General features: G+C 43.6%; 21 protein-coding genes. 10 read left to right on the plus strand and 11 right to left on the minus strand.

Annotated features, from left to right (window positions below):
- Nucleotides 1–63 precede the first annotated feature (63 nt).
- Genes WKT01_RS05585 through WKT01_RS05600 form a run of 4 tightly spaced genes read right to left on the minus strand, consistent with a single transcriptional unit; the run spans nucleotide 64 to nucleotide 4,262 of the window.
- On the minus strand, nucleotides 64–903 hold the full coding sequence (locus WKT01_RS05585) for an alpha/beta hydrolase (protein WP_117973681.1): 840 nt from the start codon (nucleotides 901–903) through the stop codon (nucleotides 64–66).
- 36 nt (nucleotides 904–939) lie between these two features.
- Nucleotides 940–2,400 (minus strand): sucrose phosphorylase, encoded by a 1,461-nt coding sequence (gene gtfA / locus WKT01_RS05590; RefSeq protein WP_059067496.1) that lies wholly within the window; start codon nucleotides 2,398–2,400, stop codon nucleotides 940–942.
- A 13-nt stretch (nucleotides 2,401–2,413) separates the two neighbouring features.
- Complete coding sequence (locus tag WKT01_RS05595) at nucleotides 2,414–3,295, minus strand: carbohydrate ABC transporter permease (RefSeq protein ID WP_059067499.1); 882 nt, start codon at nucleotides 3,293–3,295, stop codon at nucleotides 2,414–2,416.
- 19 nt (nucleotides 3,296–3,314) lie between these two features.
- Entirely contained in the window at nucleotides 3,315–4,262 is a 948-nt protein-coding gene (locus tag WKT01_RS05600; protein ID WP_059067500.1) for an ABC transporter permease, read from the minus strand.
- A 297-nt stretch (nucleotides 4,263–4,559) separates the two neighbouring features.
- Here WKT01_RS05600 and WKT01_RS05605 point away from each other — a divergent pair, with 297 nt between their 5' ends.
- The 10 genes from WKT01_RS05605 to WKT01_RS05650 all read left to right on the plus strand — a co-directional run bounded on the left by WKT01_RS05605 (nucleotide 4,560) and on the right by WKT01_RS05650 (nucleotide 14,446).
- Nucleotides 4,560–6,080 (plus strand): ABC transporter substrate-binding protein, encoded by a 1,521-nt coding sequence (locus WKT01_RS05605; protein ID WP_162858222.1) that lies wholly within the window; start codon nucleotides 4,560–4,562, stop codon nucleotides 6,078–6,080.
- Between the two features lie 92 nt (nucleotides 6,081–6,172).
- The gene (locus WKT01_RS05610; protein WP_340311591.1) at nucleotides 6,173–7,372 is read left to right on the plus strand and encodes an MFS transporter; all 1,200 of its coding nucleotides are present in this window, start codon (nucleotides 6,173–6,175) and stop codon (nucleotides 7,370–7,372) included.
- Entirely contained in the window at nucleotides 7,356–8,876 is a 1,521-nt protein-coding gene (locus WKT01_RS05615; protein ID WP_059067506.1) for a serine hydrolase domain-containing protein, read from the plus strand. The genes WKT01_RS05610 and WKT01_RS05615 overlap by 17 nt, the downstream gene beginning before the upstream one ends.
- Nucleotides 8,873–10,249 (plus strand): MATE family efflux transporter, encoded by a 1,377-nt coding sequence (locus WKT01_RS05620; RefSeq protein ID WP_117973683.1) that lies wholly within the window; start codon nucleotides 8,873–8,875, stop codon nucleotides 10,247–10,249. The genes WKT01_RS05615 and WKT01_RS05620 overlap by 4 nt, the downstream gene beginning before the upstream one ends.
- Nucleotides 10,242–11,714 carry an alpha/beta hydrolase family esterase gene (locus WKT01_RS05625; RefSeq protein WP_059067510.1) on the plus strand — a complete coding sequence of 491 codons (1,473 nt, stop codon included), beginning with the start codon at nucleotides 10,242–10,244 and terminating at the stop codon, nucleotides 11,712–11,714. The genes WKT01_RS05620 and WKT01_RS05625 overlap by 8 nt, the downstream gene beginning before the upstream one ends.
- A gap of 49 nt (nucleotides 11,715–11,763) precedes the next feature.
- Nucleotides 11,764–12,645, plus strand: coding sequence for a polysaccharide deacetylase family protein (locus tag WKT01_RS05630; RefSeq protein ID WP_117973686.1), 882 nt, complete (start codon nucleotides 11,764–11,766; stop codon nucleotides 12,643–12,645).
- Between the two features lie 24 nt (nucleotides 12,646–12,669).
- Entirely contained in the window at nucleotides 12,670–13,287 is a 618-nt protein-coding gene (locus tag WKT01_RS05635; RefSeq protein ID WP_117973688.1) for a YesL family protein, read from the plus strand.
- Nucleotides 13,288–13,342: 55 nt separating this feature from the next.
- A complete protein-coding gene (locus tag WKT01_RS05640) occupies nucleotides 13,343–13,771 on the plus strand; it encodes a helix-turn-helix domain-containing protein (protein ID WP_340311592.1) in 429 nt (142 codons plus the stop codon).
- Nucleotides 13,772–13,883: 112 nt separating this feature from the next.
- Entirely contained in the window at nucleotides 13,884–14,066 is a 183-nt protein-coding gene (locus tag WKT01_RS05645) for a hypothetical protein (protein ID WP_340311593.1), read from the plus strand.
- Nucleotides 14,067–14,068: 2 nt separating this feature from the next.
- Nucleotides 14,069–14,446 (plus strand): TnpV protein, encoded by a 378-nt coding sequence (locus WKT01_RS05650; protein WP_117973694.1) that lies wholly within the window; start codon nucleotides 14,069–14,071, stop codon nucleotides 14,444–14,446.
- A gap of 73 nt (nucleotides 14,447–14,519) precedes the next feature.
- Here WKT01_RS05650 and WKT01_RS05655 read toward each other — a convergent pair whose 3' ends face one another.
- The 7 genes from WKT01_RS05655 to kdpC form a co-directional block, all read right to left on the minus strand.
- Nucleotides 14,520–15,221, minus strand: coding sequence for a response regulator (locus WKT01_RS05655; RefSeq protein WP_117973696.1), 702 nt, complete (start codon nucleotides 15,219–15,221; stop codon nucleotides 14,520–14,522).
- Entirely contained in the window at nucleotides 15,214–17,916 is a 2,703-nt protein-coding gene (locus WKT01_RS05660; protein ID WP_340311594.1) for a sensor histidine kinase KdpD, read from the minus strand. The genes WKT01_RS05655 and WKT01_RS05660 overlap by 8 nt, the downstream gene beginning before the upstream one ends.
- Before the next feature lie 41 nt (nucleotides 17,917–17,957).
- On the minus strand, nucleotides 17,958–18,872 hold the full coding sequence (locus WKT01_RS05665; RefSeq protein WP_340311595.1) for a magnesium transporter CorA family protein: 915 nt from the start codon (nucleotides 18,870–18,872) through the stop codon (nucleotides 17,958–17,960).
- A 47-nt stretch (nucleotides 18,873–18,919) separates the two neighbouring features.
- The gene (locus tag WKT01_RS05670) at nucleotides 18,920–19,438 is read right to left on the minus strand and encodes a hypothetical protein (protein ID WP_117973701.1); all 519 of its coding nucleotides are present in this window, start codon (nucleotides 19,436–19,438) and stop codon (nucleotides 18,920–18,922) included.
- 22 nt (nucleotides 19,439–19,460) lie between these two features.
- Complete coding sequence (locus WKT01_RS05675; RefSeq protein ID WP_117973703.1) at nucleotides 19,461–20,108, minus strand: potassium channel family protein; 648 nt, start codon at nucleotides 20,106–20,108, stop codon at nucleotides 19,461–19,463.
- Between the two features lie 12 nt (nucleotides 20,109–20,120).
- Nucleotides 20,121–21,461 (minus strand): TrkH family potassium uptake protein, encoded by a 1,341-nt coding sequence (locus WKT01_RS05680; RefSeq protein ID WP_117973705.1) that lies wholly within the window; start codon nucleotides 21,459–21,461, stop codon nucleotides 20,121–20,123.
- Between the two features lie 149 nt (nucleotides 21,462–21,610).
- Nucleotides 21,611–22,213, minus strand: coding sequence for a potassium-transporting ATPase subunit KdpC (gene kdpC, locus WKT01_RS05685; protein WP_117973707.1), 603 nt, complete (start codon nucleotides 22,211–22,213; stop codon nucleotides 21,611–21,613).
- Between the last annotated feature and the right edge of the window lie 10 nt (nucleotides 22,214–22,223).

A 22,223-nucleotide genomic window follows, 5' to 3' on the forward strand; every position in this document is an offset into this window, starting at 1 on the left:
AAAAATCGGTATTAATCGACAGTCTCTTCTGCTCGTCGCAGAGCATGATAAGAAAAACAGGATCTAAAAAGGATTACCGCAGCTGTCTTCCGTCAGACCGAAGAAAGTCAGGGCTTCCTGAATGGCAAGATCCCAGAATCTCCATTCATGTTTATAGTTTGGCAGATCAAACCAGTGGACATCCAGCCCAATCTCCCGGCAGTGTTTCTGGAAGATCTGATATCTTTCATAGAGAAGTGCGTCATCGTGCCCACAGGCAAACATAAGGCGAGGAAGTTTTTTGGCAGGAGCCAGTTGGTCAATCAACGCCCAGACATTTTCTTCAGAATTTACATAGGCATCAAAACCGCCTGCATTTTGGATGGTCTGTACCATGCGGGGATTAGCGGTGTCCATGATCATACAGGGATGTCCGGGACGCAATTCATCAAAAGGAACAGGAACGGCGGAAAGAACAGCTGCTGCGGCAAATAATTCCGGGTAATTTACCGCGAATTTGATCGTACCGCGTCCGCCCATGGAAAGACCGGCGATAAAGTTATCTTCCCGTTTGTCAGAAACAGGAAGCCAACCGTAGACCAGAGGCATAAGTTCTTTGGTGAAATAGTCATACATATTGTAGCCCATCATAGCGTCTGGCCAGTTGGAATAATTGGAATTTAAAGCGCTGGGGCATACGACAACGAGATCTCTTTCTGCTGCGTAGAGTTCGATGTTGGTTTTGCGTATCCAGTCCGTATGATCTCCGAATGTACCGTGCAAAAGCCAGAGGACTTTATATTTCTTGCCGCTGCGGTAAAATTCTTCCGGGGAAATATCTCTCTTTTTATCCGGCAGAATCACGGTAATCGTATGATTGTTATTTAAATATTGGCTTTCAAAGTTATATGTTAAAAGTGACATAATAACCTCCTTTATATAGCGATAGTATTAGTGCTGTTACAGTGTGCAGTCTCTTTTGGAAAGTACGTCATAATAGGTTATGCGGTAGGTAAGTGTCCTGAAGTCCGCTTCCAAAGTTGTGTGGAAAATATCTTTTTTCCATGTGATCGTCAGTGTGCCGTCCTTTTTATCGTCACCGATCTCTATATCCCCATCAAAAGCTTCATATGTATTTCTAAAACGCATCAGCTTGTACAATTGCTGACAGACCGGTTTTTGCACAGCTGTGTCAATTTCTGCCCGGGTAAACGTATGCCGGTTGATAGTGCGCGGATCTGGGTTAGTCTTCATACTTTCTATGTCATTTTCTCCTGCCAAAAGTCCTACATAATAGACTTGCGGGATCCCGGGAGCATAAAACTGTACGGCCCTTGCGATCAGATACGCATTGTCATCACAGCGCAGCGCAGAATAGTAGGTACAACCGAGCTGGTAACTTTTAAATTTTCCTCCGTCTGTTTTGATCATGCTGGGTAGTTTAATGTAAGGTTTGGCTGCTTTTGTAATATCGTCTACATCGTCTCTGACGAGATCGATTTCTTCTTCTGTCAGCAGACCGGCTACATCGACTACACCGATCCCGTCATGGGTATCTAGCGTAGTGAATTGTTTGCGGGGGCATATGCGCAGCCAATGGATCAGCCGATCGGTCCGTCCACTTTTCAGACCATGGAGAAGCAGCATAGGAAGAGCAAAATCATAGACCCAGTATCCTTTATCGGCCATTTTCAGTTGAATCTGATAATTTTCATGTATTTCCGGCAGCATTTGTGTATCTGTTTCACGCAGGGGCTTCATGCCGATCTCCAGGACTTCCCAAATTTCTGGTTCTACAAAAAAGCAGGAAGTACCGGGCCGTTTGGAGGCATAAGCAAATGCGTCGAAACGGATGAGAGGAACATGTTTTTTTAAAGTGCCTAGATTTCTTGCATAGTAGTCTTGTGTCGCCTCTGCATAGGGATCGATATCGATCTGTTCTTCAAAAAAAGTATTCCAAAGATGAACCGTTTTGCCGTCCTTTCTTGTAAAGGAGATATAGGGGTAGTTTGCTTTTCTGCGGTATAATTTATGATACTGTTCTTCTGTAGGATTTCCATCCGGCCAGAATTCTTCCCAGTGTATGAACATATCCCGGTAAGGAGAAGCGTCACCGCGCTCCATATAGTCTTTAAATTCCGCAGACCGGATAGAGATATGGTTCAGCATAAAATCGGCCATCATATAATATTTATCTGCCAGCCGGTCGATATCGTTCCAATCTCCAAAGGCAGGGTCTACAGAGTCGTAATTGATCACAGCAAATCCACGGTCCCCGGAAGACGGATAAAAGGGCAGGATATGCAGTCCTCCGATGCAGCCCGGAAACTGCTTATCCAGGATTTCGTCGAGCTCTTTTAAATTTTTACTCATGCTGTCTGCATAGGTGATCAACATGATGGTATTTTCAATTTTTTTCATAGTCTCCTCCTTTTTAACCTTTTACGGAACCAACAGTGATCCCTTTAGCAAAAGACTTCTGGAAGAAGGGATACGCAAGCAATATCGGCAGAAGCGCGATCACAGCCAATGCCATACGGATACTTACACTGGGAAGTTCTGTGATCTTAACACTGGGATCTGTATGGGTCTGCAAAAAGGAGATATTACTAAGTACGGAGTTTAGATAATTTTGGATTCCATAAAGTTCCCGTTTGGTATGGATAAAGTAAATACCGTTTGTCCAGTTATTCCAATAAGCGATGGCTGTCATCAGACCGATGGTCCCAATGATCGGTTTAGACATGGGAACTACGACTTTGATCAGCGTATGCATTTCACTTGAGCCGTCGATGGTAGCAGCCTCGATGACTTCATTGGGTACATTTGAATTGATGTATGTACGTACCATGATGACAAAGAAAGCGTTCATTAGCAGATAGGGAACGATAAGTGCCCAGATCGTGTCCGTAATATGGAAGATATTGGAGTAGATTAAATAGGTCGGGACAAATCCACCGTTAAAAAGCATAGTGAAGAACAGGATAAAAGAGATAATCCGTCTTCCCGGCAGGTCTTTGCGAGACAGTGGGTAGGCAAACAGCATGGTCATGATGACACTTGCTAATGTGCCGAATCCTGTTACGAAAAGGCTGACCCCGTAAGCGCGCAGTATATCACCTTTTACACTCCAGATATATTTATAGGCTGCCAGAGAAAATTCAGATGGAATAAAGGAATACCCCTCTTTTATCAATGCGGCCTCAGAAGTAAAGGAGCTAGAAATCAACAAAACAAATGGAAGGATACACGCCAATACAAATAGGGTCATGAGAACTCCCATTACAAAACGAAAAATTTTATTCTTACAAATCATGAAAAATTCCTCCTGTCAATTAGAATAGGCTGCTGTCTTTATCTATTTTAGAAACAACGAAGTTAGCGGTGAATACACAGACAAAACCTAAAATAGACTGCAGGAAGCCTCCGGCTGTAGAGCGTCCGATATCATTTAATTCCAACAAGGCACGGTAAACATATGTATCGATGGTCTGCGTTGTAGAATAAAGAAGGCCGCTGTTCATAGGCACCTGATAGAACAGACCGAAGTCGGAATAACAAATACGTCCGATGGCGAGCAGGATCAGGATGATGATCGTTGGCTTTAACGCGGGAAGCGTGATGTGGCGTATCTGCGCCCAGATACCCGCCCCGTCTACGGCAGCAGCTTCATAGTAGGATTTGTCGATACCGATCAAAGTGGAATAATATAGGATAGAACTGTATCCGAAGGACATCCACAAATATACCAGTACGATGATGACAGGCCAGTATTTTGCTTCATTGTACCAACTGATCGGATCGATCCCGAATAGCGGCAATATAGTGTTGTTCATAAAACCGTTATTTCCGCTTAAAAATGCAAATACAATATAGCTGATGATAACAGTTGAGAGCAGATACGGGATTAAAATGATCACCTGGCTGAATCGTTTGAAAAATTTATTATAGATAGAATCCAGACAGATTGCCACAAATACACCCAATGCATTTCCGATAAAGATAAAAGCGAGATTATAAAGGATTGTATTTCTAAATATCAGGAAAGCATCTTTCGTACCAAATAGAAATTTAAAGTTGTCCCATCCACACCAGGGGCTGTCGAAAAGTCCGATGGAATAGTTGACTTTCTTAAATGCCAGGGACAGTCCGGCCATGGGCAGATAATTGTTGATGATCAGATAGATCAGACCCGGTACTAACATGAGGTATAAGGGCATATAGCGTTTCATGCGCCGGAGCGAGAACTTACGCTTTTGAGTTTTAGTTTTTGCTAGTTTCATAGAAAACCTCCTTAAAATGTATCATTCCTTCTGTTTAAGTACTAATGTATAGAAAAAATGCACAAAAATCTATCAAAAAACAGCTGTAAACTGTCGAAATTCAGTTGTTGGATAGAATGAAAAAAGGATATTTGGTGAAAATAGAAAATAATTTTTTGAAAATATTAAAAAATTGATGATTTGAGACAAAAAAACGATAGAGACAAAAATAGAAGATTTGCTATGATGTCAATGCAAGACATCGAAACGATGATGAAGAAGCATTACAAAAATGCAAAGAGAAGAGGAGGAAAGGTTATGAAGAAGCGGTTAGTTGCAAGTTTACTTGCAGCCAGTATGGTAGCGGCTCTGTTTACCGGATGCGGCTCATCCGACAAGGATAAGGGAAAGGAAGCAAAAAAGACAGACGGCGACTATCCGGTGATCCGAATGGCGTATTCTGTAGTATTCCCATCACCGGACGAAGAAGCGATTGAGGAGGAACTAAATAAGATTCTGCGTGAAGAAGCGCAGGCAGAAGTGGATCTTGTAGGGGTGGAATTTGGAAACTGGGCAACACAGCTGAATCTGATGCTGACAGGAGGCGGAGAAGATTCCCTCGATTTGTTTAACTCTTTCTGGTATACATCCGTATCTAATCTTGTCGCAAATGGCCAGGCTATGGCCCTGGATGATTTAATCGAATCAGACGGTGCTGAGATCAAAGAATTATTTGCAGATGGAATGGAAGAATATTACGACTGTGGAAAGATAGACGGCAAACAGTACGGAATCCCATGTATGTATTCTTATTGTACAGAAAATCTGTATTTGGTAAAGGCAGAGGACGCACAGGCAGCAGGCGTGGAAGTGAAGCCGGATACAGCAGTTGGTATTGATGAGTTTTCCGATACACTTTTGAAATTAAAAGAAACGAATCCGGATAGTTATTATGTTCCGGGCTCTACAGAGGCATATTGGATACCGAAAAGTATTGACTATTTAGGAGACACTAATTATCTCGGCGTATTGACGAATCCTACGGAAAGTACGACAGTAGAGAACTTTTATGAATCAGAGTATTTCTTAAACTGGCTGGATCATGTCAAAGAATGGAAAGAAGCAGGCGTAATCAGTCCGGATCCTCTTAGCAATAACAATGCGACTCTTGTGAACCTGCTGATGGGAGTCGTAAACGGAACACCGGGATATGGCTGGGATACAGAAATAACTACAGAAATAAATGCGGCGACCAATAATCTGGAACTGGAAGGCATCCAGGTAACAGACGCGTTATCTACAACAAGTGATGCGACTACATATATGTGGCATATCAGTTCTTTCTGCGAAGAACCTGAAGCAGCGATGCGTATTTTAAAGGTGCTTTATACGAATCCGGAAGCGTCACAGCTGGTTGCAAATGGTGTGGAAGGTTTGGATTATGAATTGGACGAAAATGGACAGATGGTCTATCCGGAAGGAAAGAGCAGCATGTCTGATCTTGGATGGGCAGCATCTTCTATGGCATATTGGCCAAATGTCATGCTTTGCAAGACATGGGCTTGGGAACCGGAAGATATCTATGACCAGATGTTAGAAAAGAATAAAACTTGCGATAAATCTCTGGCATTAGGCTTTTCCTTTGATTCTACCAAGGTGGCAGATCAAATGACAGCCTGCGCAAATGTAGTTGCTCAGTATTACACTCCGCTGATGTACGGAGAGGTGGATATTGATTCTACACTGCCGCAGTTCCAGGCAGATCTTAAGACAGCGGGAATCGATGATATTATCGCAGAAAAGCAGGCGCAGCTTGACGCTTGGCTGGCAGAACAATAAACCGGAGGAAAAGGCGGTATAGATGAGGGAGGGCAATGCCCTCTCTCAATTTTTCAGCATATTACTTAAAATAGTAAAGGGTTAGGTAGATTATGAAAGATAGATTGTGGAATAAACATTACATACTGGTATTGATCGTAAATACACTGAATGCATTTTCATTCTATATGATCGCTACGATTCTTTCCAAGTATCTGGTCAATATCGGGACAACAGTTGCGGCTGCGGGCTTTATTGTGGGATTGTTTTCTCTGACGTCCTTATTCTGCAGACCGTTCAGTGGGATTATGGCAGATAGATTGAGTAATGTCACTCTTTTAAAATGGAGTAATGTGCTTATGGGAATCGGTCTGTTGGGTTTTACATTTACGACAGAAATTCCTCTTCTGATCGGTTTTCGTATTATCAATGGAATTGGCTTTGCTCTGTCGGGGACTTGTCAGACATCCTTGGCATCCCAGTATATCCCTCCTAATAAGATGGGAGAAGGCATCGGATATCTGGGACTGGGAATGGTAGTAGGCTCAGCGATCGCACCGGGATTCGGATTGTCGATCGCAGATACGCTGGGAATGAAGGCGACATTTTTGATCGCTGCCCTTCTGACTGTGGCGGCCTATGTGATCTTATGCTTTTTCCATGAGACAAAGAAGAAAAGTACAGTCAAAAAGAAGATCAGTTTTACGGATATTATAGCGGTAAAAGCGCTTCCCTTTACATTGGTAGCGGGTTCCTATTCGTTTGTAAATGGGATCATAGCGTCTTATCTGGTCATGTATGCAGATGAAATCGGCGTAAAGGGCGTCAGCCTTTACTTTACAGTCTGTGCTGTAGTGCTGTTTATTATCCGTCCTTTCTCAGGCAAATTGATGGACAAGAAGGGGATACGGATCACAGTCTTGCCGGGGCTGATACTGACGGCGTCTTCCATGTTTATATTAGGAAGGAGCAAGACCTTATTTTTTATCCTATTGACAGGGGTGCTTCGTTCGTTAGGACAAGGCGCTGCCCAGCCGTCCCTGCAGGCAGGATGTATCAATGAAGTGGGGAAAGACAAAAGTGGGGTGGCGACAAGCACCTATTATCTGGGCGGAGATATCTGTCAGGGGGTCGGCCCTATGATCGGAGGGTTTGTGGTACAGATGTTTGCCGGAACAACAGGATATACAGCTATATTTGATATTTGCGGAATGTTATTGTTAGGTGCGCTTGTTTTTTTCTTTTATATTACGAGGAGCAAGAAAGAAAAAGCAGAATATGGGAAAGGAGAACAGCATGGGGCAGCAGTTTGAATTAGAGAGGATATCACCTGAAAAAGCAGGGATACACAGTGGACAGGTAAAGAAATGTATAGAAAAACTTATGAATGAATGGAGTCATATGAATGGCTTTATGGCGGCCAGATATGGGAAAGTCTTTGCGGAATGCTTTTGGTCTCCCTTCCACAAAGACTTAGTCCATTCCAATCATTCATTGGGAAAAACATATACAGGGACAGCCATCGGGATTGCGCTGAGGGAAGGAAAACTTTCATTGGATGAGAAAATGGCAGATATATTTCAGGATGAGATACAAGAGAAAAAGATAGAACTTACGGAATATGCCAAAGAAATCACGATACGAAATGTTTTGACAATGACAAATGGGCATGCTCATCATCCTGAAATGGGAGAGAATTGGCTGGAAAATTATTTTCGGACACCTGTAACGCATAAACCGGGAACAAAATTTTTGTATAATACGTCGGGAGCCTGTATGCTGGCAGCGGTGATCAAAAAGAAGACGGGACAGAATGTAAAAGAGTATCTGACGCCAAGGTTATTTCAGGAAATAGGCATTGATCCGGAGCGGTTTGTGTGGTTGAAATGGCCGGATGGGATAGATGCGGAACCCGGCACCTTTTCTACTACGGAAGATAATCTAAGATTGTGCTTATTGTATTTAAATGGTGGAAAATGGAATGGAAAACAAATAGTAGATCCTCAATTTATAAAAGAAGCGTTGTCTGTACAGATTTCTACTCAGGACGCGCCTGAACAGAAAGACGGAAGATGCGGATATGGATATCAATTGTGGGCTTGCAGTATTCCAGGTGTATACAGATTTGACGGTGGTCAGGGACAGTATGGTATCCTCTGGCCGGAAAAAGGAATCGCAGTCGCAGTCCATGAAGGCGCTATTGTGCCTTATGGACCACAGAGAACTCTAGATGTGATCGAAGAAGAACTTCTTTTAAAGATGGAAGAAGGAGAACTGGAAGAAGAACCTGCCGCATATGCGGAACTGTTGGATTTTGAAAAAAATAGGAAATATAAACCGGACTGCGCCAATACTATCCGGCCTGCTGTAGAGTTGAGCGGCAGATATAAGGTGACAGAGGGCGATCCTAATCCGTGGCTGGGACTGGCGCCTCCGGGCAGAGAGGATATGTTTATTCCATACAGGGATAAACAGAAGAAAAGCAAAATAGAATCTTTTACACTGGAAATACAGGAGGATATGTGTAAATTCGAGGTGAACGGATATGCAGAGTTTATTGCGCGTATGGATGGGCAGCTGGAACTTAAGCATACAGATAACGTGTTTCCAAAGCTTACTGCATACAGTGCGACAGCAAGGTTTATAAACGGGTATACGCTGGAGATCAAGATACACTGGCTGAACAGCTGGACAGGCACGGTGATGCGGTTCGAAAAACAAAGAGATACGATGTATATGACGGCGTTAAAATACAGAGCCAACCAGGAGGATGATTGGCTGGTTTATAAAGGAAAAGCCAGGAGAGAAGATTTATGAAACTGTTTACATCGGATAAGAACTTTTATCGAAAGACGATCCGGCTGGCAGTTCCGATCACCCTGCAGTGTCTGATCTCGATCAGCGTAAACATGATGGATAATATCATGGTAGGAGTATTAGGAGAGAATGCGCTGTCGGCGGTATCCTTGGCAAACCAGTTTATCAATATCTTTACCTTTGCCTGCATGGGGCTGGGGCAAGGTGCGTCTATCCTGGCAACCCGTTTCTGGGGAATGAAAGATACAGACGCATTGAAAAAGGTGATATCCATCGCTTTGCGGTATTGTATCGTGATCAGCCTGCTGTTCACGGCAGTGACTTTATTTTTCCCGGAGTTTATCATGCGCATGTATATCGCGGATGCGGCAGTTATAACAGAAGGCCTGCGGTATTTACAGATATCGGTGTACTGTTATATTTTCTATGGGCTGTCGCTGATCGGAGCAAACATACTGCGGAGTATCGGGCAGGTAAAAGTTCCGTTGTATACGGCGATTCTTGCGTTTTTTATAAATGTAGGGTTTAATTATGTGTTTATATTTGGAAAGCTAGGATTTCCCGCTATGGGGACAAAAGGCGCTGCGCTCGGTACGCTTTTTGCACGGATATTAGAGTTTGGGATCACATTTGGTTATCTGCTCTGTAAAGAGAAACATATTCGTTACAGACTACGGGATATTTTTCTTAGGAGCACGCATTTAAACCAGGAGTTTATCAAGGTGGCGCTGCCTGTTATGGTCAGCGATACGCTGCAGGGTTTTGGAAATCATCTGATCGCGATGGTGACAGGCAGGATAGGAGCAGCCTTTGTATCGGCCTATTCGATCACAACGGTGATCCAGCAGCTGAGCAGTGTTTTGACCCAGGGCATTGCGCAGTCCAGCAGTATTGTGATCGGACATACACTGGGAAGAGGAGAACGGAATAAGGCAAAGGAAGAGGCAAATGCTTTTGTCGGACTGGGCATGATCGTAGGTGCCGCGGCGGGGGTTCTGATCCTTCTGGTGGCCAACCCAATCATTGCCTGTTACAACATTACAGAGACAACGAGACAGATGGCACAGCAGCTTATGTATGCCATAGCTTTTATTATCTTTTTCCGCTCGATCAACAGTATACTCACGAAAGGGGTACTAAGAGGAGGCGGAGACACGAGATTTCTTATGGTCGCAGATATTTTGTTCTTATGGATCGCAAGTGTGCCGTTGGGATACTTGGCAGGAGTTGTCTGTAAGGCGCCGGCATTCTGGATATATTGTGCGCTGAAGATAGATGAGATCTTGAAATGTATATTATGTTATTACAGACTGCGCAATGAAAAATGGATCAAAAAAATAAGCGCAGAGAAAGGAGAGACTGTTTATGAATGATAAAATACAGCTGCTGGCAGGGATCCCGGATGATGACAACAGGGAATATCTGCCGGAAAAATTGAAAGACAGTGAGATTGTTGTCAATGAAAATGGAAATAATTCACAGGTGTATCCGAAAAATTTAAAAGAAATGAAAGCATGCCTGGTGGAGGATGATGTGGAGGATACATGGTATGAATATGTACCGGACAGCTATGATCCTAAGAAAAAGACGCCGCTTGTGTTTTCTATGCATGGCGGTATTATGACGGGATGGGCACAGTGCGTATATACATCATGGTCCCTTGTGGCAGACAGGGAAGGTTTTATCGTGGTATATCCCAATGCTCATAGCCGCAGATTCTGGCAGATCGAATGTGAGAGGAGATTATTTAAACAACTGTCAGAGCCAAACGAAGAAGGCATATATATGCATGACTTTCCGGATGATGTCCATGAAAATAAGGATGTCCGTATGATTTTCCAATTGCTCCATCGGATGAAAGAAAAATATAACATCGATGAGGAACGGGTTTATATGCAGGGCATGTCCTTGGGAAACGCTATGACGGCTATGATGGGAAGGCATTTCGGCAATCGGTTTGCGGCAATGGCAGGATCGGCAGGGCCGAGTACGATTGGACTTTTGTTTGATGAAAAGGATCGGCCCGTCAATGCCGGCGGACCGCTTCCGGTATGGCAGGCGCGGATGGAATTTGACCAGGCACCTCCGGGAAGTACAGACACTGTGGAAGATGTTGTGGCAAAAAATCGGGAATATTGGCTCAGGATCAATGGGTGCGAGGAACTTCCACAGCTTAAAATATGCGGAGAAAATAATTTTGCTTTTTATAAGGGGAAAAAAGCTGACTATGTATTTCGGGATGTGAAGAATCGAGATCACGGACAGACTTTCGATGAAGCGGAACTTGTATGGGATTATTTCTTTTCTGGTATTAAAAGAAATGAAGATGGAACCAGTGGCTATATGGAACCGGAGATGGCAAGAGAAGGAGACAGATGTGTATTCGCGGCAGCAGAAGGCGGTACTTATGCATGGGTGAACAATGAAAGAGTCAAACTTCCCGCAAAGGCATTGACATGGCAGAAGTTGAAATATCACGGTCTTCATGGAGATGCAAAAGTACGGGGAGAATACTGTATGATACCTGCTGCTTTTTTAGCAGATATGGTGCATGCATCATATGAAGAAAAGGATGGCTGGGGACAGATGAAACTGGAGGACGGCCGGATCTTGCAGATTGCCAGAGGCTGTATCGGGTGTACTTTGGATAACAGAGTACAGGCGATGTTTTGCGAGCCGATCGAACGAGAAGGCATGCTGTATATCTCGGCTGCATGGTTTTGTCAGGAAATCTTGGGGCGGCATGTGTCGGTCTGCAATCATGTGATGTACGCGACGGATCATCCGGCTTCTTTATCTGTGAATATGGCGCGTCTGATCAAAGATCTGCTGAAATAAGAAGCCAGAAAACGAAGAGAGGGAAAACAGGAGCAGACAGGAGGAGATTATGAGTTTACAAGTCAATGACAGGCTTCTTTTTCCAAAGGGGAAAAGGAAGGCATTTACACTGAGTTATGATGATGGGATCCAACAGGACAGGAAGCTGGTGACCTTGCTGGATACCTATCATATCAAAGCGACATTTAATTTGAATCCGGGACTGTTCGGACAAAGAGGAACAGTGGCGGCCGGAAAAAAGGAAGTGCCGCATATTAAATTAGGAGGAGAAGAGGCCAGACAAGTATATAAAAATCATGAGATCGCAGCGCATGGACAGTACCATGTATGTATGACCGGGATGGATCCGGCTCGTGCTGCCGCCGAGGCATTGGACAGCAGAAGATCGCTGGAAGAATTGCTGCAAAAGCCTGTCACAGGATATGCATATGCATTTGGCGCCCATGACGATACAACACGGCGCGCGCTGCAGGTATCCGGGATCCGATACGCCAGAACGATCACCTCGACATATAGTTTTGCGATCCCACAGGATTTCCTTACTTGGGATCCGACTTGCCATCACAATGATGAGAAGTTATTTGCTCTTGCAGATTCTTTCCTGTCGGATGACCTGTATTTTTCTTTGTTGACACCTGCAAAACTTTTCTATGTGTGGGGGCATAGTTATGAGTTTGATCAATGTGAAAACTGGGAATATATGGAACGGTTTCTTGAGAAGATGAGCGGACATGCAGATGTATGGTATGCGACCAATGGAGAAATACAAGAATATGTAGAAGCATACCGTAGATTAATCTTCAGCGCAGACGCACAGACTGTATATAATCCATCGGCAGTTTCTGTGTATATAGGAGGCATGTTCACGCAGGAATATGTGGAAGTACAGCCAGGAAAAACAGCGGAACTTATACCGCCAGTCAATATGTAAGGCAGTGAGAACAAGGAGGAATATATGGGCTTTTTTAGCGCGGATAATAAAATGATGCAGCTTTTAGATACATTTTTTGAGTATATGCAGCTGCTGTTCCTGAGTCTGGCATTTTCGCTTCCAATCCTTACGATCGGACCGGCTCTTACTGCGAAATATTATACGGCGATGAAGATCGCACGGAAAGAATCCCCGCATGTTATGCGGGCTTTTTGGAAATCTTTTCGGGAGAATTTTAAGCAGGGGATGCTCCTGGAATTAATCGCTCTGGCAGGGATCCTGATATTAGGAATAGATTGGTACATCGTCTTGCATACGAATTTTGGTCTGCTGTCCTATGTACTGCTGGCGGTGATCGCGGTCGTAACTTTCCTGTCAGCGATCGTAGGGATCTATCTTTTTGCGTTGTTGGCGAGATTTCATGCAGGGACGCTTAGGATCATGAAATGTGCTTTTATGATCGGTATAGGAAAATTCTGGGCAGGCGCTCTTTGTGTACTTTGTAATCTTATGGTACTGATTTTGTGTCTGCGATGGCCCCTCTATGCGTTTTTTATATGGCTGATCGCAGGCGCGCTTGTGCTGGCCGCAAAAAGCCACCTGCTTGCAAACATTCTTAGCAAGTTTGAGCAGGATACATAGAAAATGCGATACTGTTCTCAATCACACAGGGCTGTATGAATACAGGCATGGCAAAATGCTGATTCACTTTAGGTTTATTTTTGAAGCGTTGAGTAATTTAAGCGCTCCCGGAGATTATATGCGCTACTATCGCCAACTGAGAGGGCTTACCACAAGGCAACTTGCAGAGAAGTTAAACATTGTACCGGCAACAGTTCTTGCTTATGAACAGGGGCGTTTCCCGATACCGTATGAAATTTCCGTAGCTGCGGCTGAAATGCTGCATATATCCGAAGAACTGCTGTTTGATGATTTTTGTGTTTTCATAAGTGCGCCATATACGGAGCTGTTACATACGGTCAGAAAGCGTCATGGGCTTAACCAAGTTGCTTTTGCCGAAAATGCCGGTATTGCTCCGAGTATCTATGCGAAATGGGAATCGGGCAGCCGCAGACCGTCAAGAAAAATGTATCAGCAATTAAAAGCAATTTATCCCGAAATATAATATTGAGCGTGCTCACACGAAACGGTGGGTACGCTCATTTTCTTATCCGCACATTCGATTTTTGCGGTTACTTACAGTACAATAATTGCAGAAAACGAAAGGAGAACCGGTGATGAAGCAAAAATACTATCTTGTGCTAAACGATCAGGAGCATCGGCTTATAATTGAGAGCATGAACCAATTAAGAAATAAGCTTATTGCTAACGGCAAGTACACCGATGCAATAGATGAAGTTCTGCTGAAAATCATTGGCGCAAAACAAAAGAAATTCAAAGTAATTTTCAAGGAGGTGTGATTATGGAAAAGTACATTTTTGACGAAAGAAACGGGCTTTGGTATGAACTTCAAGGAGACTACTATCTACCGTGTTTAAAACTGCCGGAGAAAGAACAACAGCCAGTCGGCTTATGGGGACAGCGACATTTGCGGTACATCAAACAACACCGCAGGGTGCTTTACACAAATCTGCTGACAAGCGGTAAGCTGAATGAATACCTTGCTGCTCTCGACAAGCAGGCTGATGATATGTTCTTTCGGCTTGTGAAACAGATGGCAGAGCGTGAGGGTGTTACCGAGACACTCAAAGCGGAAAATCAAATGGAGTGGGTTGGTCGGATGAACAATATCCGCAGCAGAGCAAAGGAATTTATAAATAATGAATTGATTTTTTCATAAAAGATTAACGGTGCTGTAAACATCAAAAGGATTTACAGCACCGTTTTTGTGTATTCATTTTCTGTTTAACAGATTATTCAACCTTCATCATTCTGTAACCAACGCCGATATGCGTTTGGATATATTGGGGCGAATCGGCATCCTTTTCAAGCTTTTTACGGAGTGTAGCCATAAAGACGCGCAGAGAGGCAATGTCGTTATTCCAACAGCTACCCCAAATACTCTGTGTAATGAAGGTGTGCGTCAAGACCTTTCCGACATTCCTTGAAAGCAGACACAAAAGTTTATATTCGATAGGCGTAAGGTGCAATTCTTCATCGCCTAAATAGGCACATCCTGCGGCATAATCTATTCGAAGCTGCCCGTTTGTGAAAACGGACGCTTCGGCGGCGGTTTCGTTCTGTATCATATTAAGCCGTCTTTGTGTAACCCTAAGCCTTGCCAAAAGCTCTTCAACCGAAAACGGTTTGGTCAGATAATCGTCGGCACCTGCGTCGAGTGCGTCAATTTTATCGGTATCTTCACTTCGTGCGCTGATAACGATAATCGGCATATTCGACCAAGTGCGGATTTTTTTAATAACATCAACGCCGTCAATATCGGGAAGTCCTAAATCGAGCAGGACAATATCGGGATTGTGTGATGACGCTTCCAAAATGGCATCGGCACCGTTAGGTGCGGTTAAGTATCTGTAATCGTGCGCTTTAAGGGTTGTTGTAATAAGATTTTTGACCGAATTATCGTCTTCAACAACCAATATCAATGGTTTATTCATGAATTTCTACCTCCCCGGCAGGTAATGTAATGGTGAACACCGTACCGTGCGGTGTGTTGTCCGAAACGGTTATTTTGCCGCCGTGTGCATTTACAATGGAACGGCACAGCGACAATCCCAAGCCTAAGCTGCGGCGGCTGTCGGCTATTTTATTTGCACCGCTGTAAAACATATCGAACACCCGCTCTTTCATTTCATCGGGTATCCCGTCGCCGTCATCGGCAATGGATATAACGGCTTTATCTCCTTGTTTCCAAGTTTTTATCAGAATGTTGGAGCCTTTCGGCGTGTATTTAATGGCGTTGTCCACAATATTTATGATAACTTGTACCATCAGCTTTGCGTCCATTTTAGCAAGAAGATAATCTTCTTTATGCCGGACGGCAATATGATGTTCTACGCTTTTTCTGTTCACATGATGAAGCGCTTCTGTGATGACATCGTCTACTAAATCATCTGTAATGTTAAGATTTAGCCGTCCTTCTTCGATTCTTGTGACCGAGAGCAGATTTTCCACCAGATTGATAAGCCACATAGAGTCATCGTAAATATCGGTATAAAGCTGATTCTTTGTCGCTTCGTCAAAGGAGTTGCCGTTTGATAAAAGATTACTTGCATTGCCGGAAATTGAGGTAAGAGGCGTCCGCAAATCGTGTGAAATCGCGCGCAGTAGATTGGCACGAAGCTGTTCATTTTTTGCAAGGATCGCCGCTTCTTCTTTTTCTCTTGCATTCTTTTCGTTTTCCAGCGACAAAGCACATTCGCCGAGTATAGATAATAGAATACTTTTCTCAAACGAATCAAGAGGCTCATCACCTATATAAATGCCGACAACGCCGTAAACTCGGCTGTTTACCCTTACGGCAAGGTATAGGCATTTTGCGTTTGAAAGGGTTTGGGTAGTTGCGCCTGCGTGTTTGTTATTCTTTTGCACCCACTCCGCAACTGCCTTTTCTTTTGTGCCTGTTATTTCCTCGTCCGTTTTGTCACCTGAAACGGTAAAAATATGCGGTTCGCTTAAGGTTTCGTTTTCTGATAAATAGAACACAATATCCTTGCCGAGCAGTTTGATAAGTTGATTTGCCGTTGCGGAAACGATTTCATTTTTGTCCTTTGCCTGTTGCAAAAGCTGATTTGTATCAAACAGCACCTTTGTTCTGTAAGCCGCCTTTGCAGACTGTTTCGCATGCTCTTTCAACTTCACGGCAAGCGAGCTTGTGAGCAGTGCCGCCAAAAACATAATTAAAAAGGTGACAGGATATCCTTGATCGTAAGCCTGAAGTGTGAACTGCGGATCGGTAAAGAAAAAGTTGAAAACCAAAACGCTGACAATAGAAGAAATCAGGCTGTAAACCCGATGTCTTGTAACGACCGAGGTCACAAGAACGCCGAGAACATATACCGTGATGATATTTGCCTCTGCAAACCCTAATTGCCTGAACAGCATTCCAATACAGGTTGCCAAAATCAGAATGACAACGCTTTTCAAAAAATCGGATACCGAAAAGACAATTTTGCTTTTCCTTCTCGCTTTTTTTGCACGGTATGCGGCGTTTTTGCCGTCGGTATCGGGGATGATATGCACATCCAAATTCGGAGCGTTTGCAATCAGCTTTTCTGTAAGAGTGGGTTTAGAAAATATGCTCTTTCGGGTTGCAGAGCTTCTTCCTATCACGATTTTTGAAACCCCCGAAAGCCTTGCAAATTCGGCAATTTGATAGGAAACATCTTCACCGTACACAGTTTCGATTTTAGCGCCGAGCTGTTCCGCAAGACGTATATTGCTCCGCAGTCGCTTTACATCTTCCTCGGACAACACCTCATAATCCGGGGTTTCCACAAACAGTGCGGTAAAAGCTCCCTTAAAGGCATTCGCCATTCGGGCGGCGGTGCGGATAATTTTTGCATTGGAAGGTGACGACGAAAGGCATACAAGAATATGCTCATCGGTATGATAATCGCTGTGACTTTTCGTTCTGACGGTTTCGGTAAGCAGATTTATCCTGTCGGCACAGCGACGCAAGGCAATTTCCCGAAGCGCCGTAAGATTTTCCACGGTAAAGAAATTTTCTGTAGCGCGCTCAGCCTGAACCGAATTATATACATTTCCCGCCTTAAGCCGTTCAATCAATTCCTGCGGCTCAATATCCACAAGCTCGACCTGACTTGCATTATCAAATACCGAATCGGGGATACGCTCGTGTACCATAATGCCCGTTATAGATGCAACTGTGTCATTAAGGCTTTCAATATGCTGAACATTTACCGTGGTATAAACATCTATTCCCGCATTAAGCAGCTCTTCAATATCCTGATAACGCTTTGTATGACGGCACACAGGCGCATTGGTATGGGCAAGCTCATCCACAAGGATTAACTGTGGGTGTCTGGCAAGCGCAGCGTCAAGATTAAATTCTGAAAGAGTAATTCCGTTATATTCCGAAACAAGATTCGGAAGACATTCCAATCCGTTTACAAGTGCGGAGGTCTGCGGACGGGCATGCGGTTCAATGTAACCGGCAACGACATCAATACCGCGCCTCTTTGCCGAATGTGCGGCTTTCAGCATGGCATAGGTTTTGCCTACGCCTGCGGCATATCCGAAAAAGATTTTCAAATGTCCTCTGTTTAGGTTCTGTTTCTCCTTTTCAATTTCCTTTAGAAACTGTTCCGGACTTTGCCTTGTTTCGTCCATAAAAACACCTCCTGTAAGTCTCATATTTAGAGTAAGAACAATTAAAAGAATTTCTTCTTTTTGAAGTAGATGATTTCTCCTACTGCGATAATAAAAGAAACAATAATCACCGAAAGATAACCGTACCTCCATTTTAGTTCAGGCATATAAGCAAAGTTCATTCCATACCATCCCGTGATTAAAGTAAGCGGCAGGAAAAAGGTGGTGACGATTGTGAGAATCCCCATAATTTTATTTTGCCGTGCGTCCTGCTTTGACTGATAAAGCTCACGAAGCTGAAGCATATTTTCACGAAGCAACTGAACATGATTTTGCAATCTCTCGGCACGATGGGTAAATTTATCCCAGTCTTGATCGTCCTGTATAAATGATGAGCAAGCGCTGGACTGAAACAACTCTCCGATATCCGTCAGTTGTTCATAGTAAGCGTTTAATTCGGACAGCTTTTGCCTGTGTTTTGTGAGCAAAGGGAAAAAGTCTGCCGAACCGCCGGAGCCGATATTTTCTTCCATTTTTTCTGTTTCTGACTCGATGTGAGAAAGATAGAGAACATCATCCTCTATCATTTGCTCCATAAACTGCAAAAGAAGATGAGCCGGACTGTTCAGCTCCTGAAGCACGCCTATCCGTTTGTCTACCCATAATTTCAAATCGCCTACATCTTCGACAAATAAGAGCGACTGCCCCGTCAAATAAAAGCCGAAAGAAAGCTGCGGTGAACGCTGTTCGCTTTTTTGAGGCAGGCGTAAGGTTCCGATGATGCAGTTTTTGAACACCTCTGCTTTACAGTAACGAATCGATCCGAGGCAGTGAAGAAGTTCTTTATAATACGGCAGTTGTTCTTTACATTCGTGAAATTCCGCCGTACTCATAACCGTGAAAAACGGCTTTTTATCGCCGCAGTTTTGGGCGGCTTGCAGACTCCCGTCTTTTGAATCAATAAAGTATTGCATCATAGCTCCTCCTTTCCGCTCTTTATTATATCACAGTATGAAAGTATTTTCTACTTTACATATTCTGCATTTATCGCCGCTTGATTTGACAAAAGCAAATCCGAAAGGCTATCGACAAGGGCATTGCTTGAAGCCTTTTTCCATATCACAGCGGTCTGAATTCCTGAAGGATTCAGCGGTTCTATCGTACATCCTGCTTCCTCAATGTAAATACTGTTTTTCTTTGCAAAAATGATAAGACAGTTGTAGGTATCGTCATTTGCAGAAGCGTTGTTTTCTATAAAGCCAAAGTCAATACGATTTTTGTTTAGCTTATCATATATATCCTCTGTATTTCCAAACAGGAAATGGAGCTGACAATTCGGATTTATTTTTGAAAACTTTTCAAACAGCGGCATCAGAGAATCCAATATCATAGGATTATCGAACGCAATAAAAAGACTGTTTTCTGCGATTTCAGCGTCAATTAAGCGGCGGTTATTTGCTAAAAAAGCGTCAAGTTTTTTCATTAAAAAGTAACCGAACACAATGATGGCAGCCACTGCGCACACTAACAATAATTCTTTCATACTTCCCGTCTTCTTTCGGAATTTATATGTGAAAACACTTTTGTATGTTTTTGGTATCGCCCAGCACTAAAATGGTATCACCCGGTATAAAGCTTGTTTCGGGCGCAAAATTCAGATTCATTTTACCGTCGCGTTTAATCGCCATAATATTGATACCGTGCTTTTTACGCACATCCGCTTCGACAACCGTCTTTCCTATCCATTTTTCGGGCACCGCAATTTCAATAATAGCGTGATCGCTGTCAAGCTCTATGTAATCGAGGATATGGTCGGCGGTATAGCGGATAGCCGTCCAATCGGCAAGCTGCCTTTCGGGATATACGATTTCATCCGCCCCGTTTCTCAGAAGGAATTTTGCGTGCACATCCCGTGCTGCACGGGAAACTACCATTTTTGCACCCAACTCCTTTAAAAGAGATGTTGTTTCAAGCGAGCTTTGGAAATCGTCCCCGATTGCGACTATGCAAACATCAAAATTATTTACTCCCAACGACTCTATAAACTCCTCATTTGTTGCGTCGCCTATTTGCGCGTTCATAACAAAGGGCAATACCGCATTTACTCTTTTTTCGTTTTTGTCAACAGCCATAACCTGATGCCGCATCTCGTTAAGCTTCATTGCAATGTGTCTGCCAAACCTGCCAAGCCCTATAAGTAAAACAGATTTCATCTTTCTTCTCCTTTAACCGACCGTTATTTTTTCCTGCGGATATTTTGTTACGTTTGTCCCCGTGCCTTTCATTGCCGCAAATATCAATGTCAGTCCTCCGACTCTACCGAAGAACATTAGTACAATCAGAATGAACTGCGAAACAATCCCCGACTGTGAGGTGATGCCGAGGGAAAGTCCCACCGTTCCGATTGCCGACGCTGTTTCAAACAGTGACGGGAGCAACGGGATATTTTCAAGACGGCTGATGATCATTCCTCCGCCTATAAACAGCCCAATATACAGTAAAAAGATGGTTGCCGCGCTTTTCACGGTATCGTCGGATATGCGCCGTTTGAAAAAGTGTGTATTTTCCTTTTTGCGAAACACGGACAGCGCTGATGAAACCAAAACGGCGATTGTGGTGGTTTTCATACCGCCAGCCGTTGAACCGGGAGAGCCGCCGACCAGCATCAACAATATAATCAGCATTTGACCTGTCTCACTGAAGGCTGTTAAATCCGTCGTATTAAAGCCGGCTGTTCTCGGCGTAACAGACTGGAAAAGAGAGGTCAGGATTCTTTCTCCGAGGGGAAGGCTCTGATACTCGAAAAAGAAAAAGTAAAGCGCCGGCAGGATAATCAGTATTCCCGTCACGGTAAGGATAACCTTGCTTTGCATTCGGTATTTTCTGAAATGAAGCTTGTTGTTTTTTATATCCTCCCAAGTTAAAAAGCCTATGCCGCCGATAATAATAAGCGCCATAACCGTGAAGTTGAAAAAGGGCTGTGATGAATAAGAGGTTAATGACGAAAACGGCTCTTTAACGCCGATTAAGTCAAAGCCTGCGTTGCAAAATGCCGAAATGGAATGGAACAAGGCATACCATATGCCCTTCATAATTCCGACATCACGGATAAAAGCCGGTAAAAGCAAGGCTGCTCCAATCAGTTCAATGCACACCGTTATTTTCAGTATAAATTTTGTAAGCCGTACAATTCCACCGAGATGGTGTGCGGAAACCGCCTCCTGCATCGTGCTTCTCTGCATCAACCCTATTTTTCTACCCGAAAAAGCCGCAACCGAAACCGCAACCGTGACAATGCCCATACCGCCGATTTGAATTAAAAACAGAATTACGCTCTGCCCGAACATTGACCAGTATGTAGCGGTATCGTGTATAACCAAACCGGTTACACAAACTGCGGAGGTAGCGGTAAACAGTGCATCTGAAAACACGGCGCCTTTACCGTCCATTGTCGAAACGGGCAGCATTAACAGTATGCTGCCTAAAATTATCACAGACAGAAAGCCTAATATAATAATCTGAAACGATGTAATATGCTTGTGTTTTAGATTTTGTCGTTTTATCATAACGGATACCTTCGCAATCTTAATATCATATTTATACTGTCTTTATTTTATCTTAATCTGCATTAAATCGGCGTAAGCAAGATAAAGACGATATTAAGATTGCATAAAGGTAAAGGCGGAAAAGCCGAAACTCTCCCGCCTTAAAACTATTACAGAATTCCGTCCAGCATCAAATTCACTTTAAGAACATTTACTGTTTCTTCTCCGAATATACCTAAGAACTTACTGTCAGTGCATTTTTGAATAATCTCCCGCACCTCGTCTTCAGTCATATCGTTTGCTTTTGCGATTCTTGCAACCTGATACTCAGCGGCGGCAGGTGAAATATGCGGGTCAAGTCCGCTGCCCGAGCAGGTCACAAGATCAACGGGGATTGCTTTTTCGTCCATATCGGGGTTTGCCTCCCGCAGCTTTTCCACACGCTCCCGAACCAAAGCCTCATATTCTTCGCTTGCCGGGGAAAGATTGGACGGTGCGGCATACATCAGAGTTTTTCCGTTTTCGTCCTTGTAGGTTGAAACATCAATATTCATAATGCGCCCCCACATATGTCCGTCATCCGTATACTGCTGACCGAGCAGTTCACAGCCGTACTTTTTTCCGTCAACCTCAATAATACTGCCGTTTGCTTTATCGGGAAAAATAAGCTGTGCAATACCTGTTACAATACCTGTGTAAACAACGCCGCAGAGCAATGTGAATATAAGAAAGATAACAGCAGCCCTCGGCAGTACATTTTTTAATGTTTTCATTGTAAAAAAC

The organism is Mediterraneibacter sp. ICN-202921 (genome assembly GCF_037890075.1).
Lineage (GTDB): Bacteria > Bacillota > Clostridia > Lachnospirales > Lachnospiraceae > Mediterraneibacter > Mediterraneibacter massiliensis.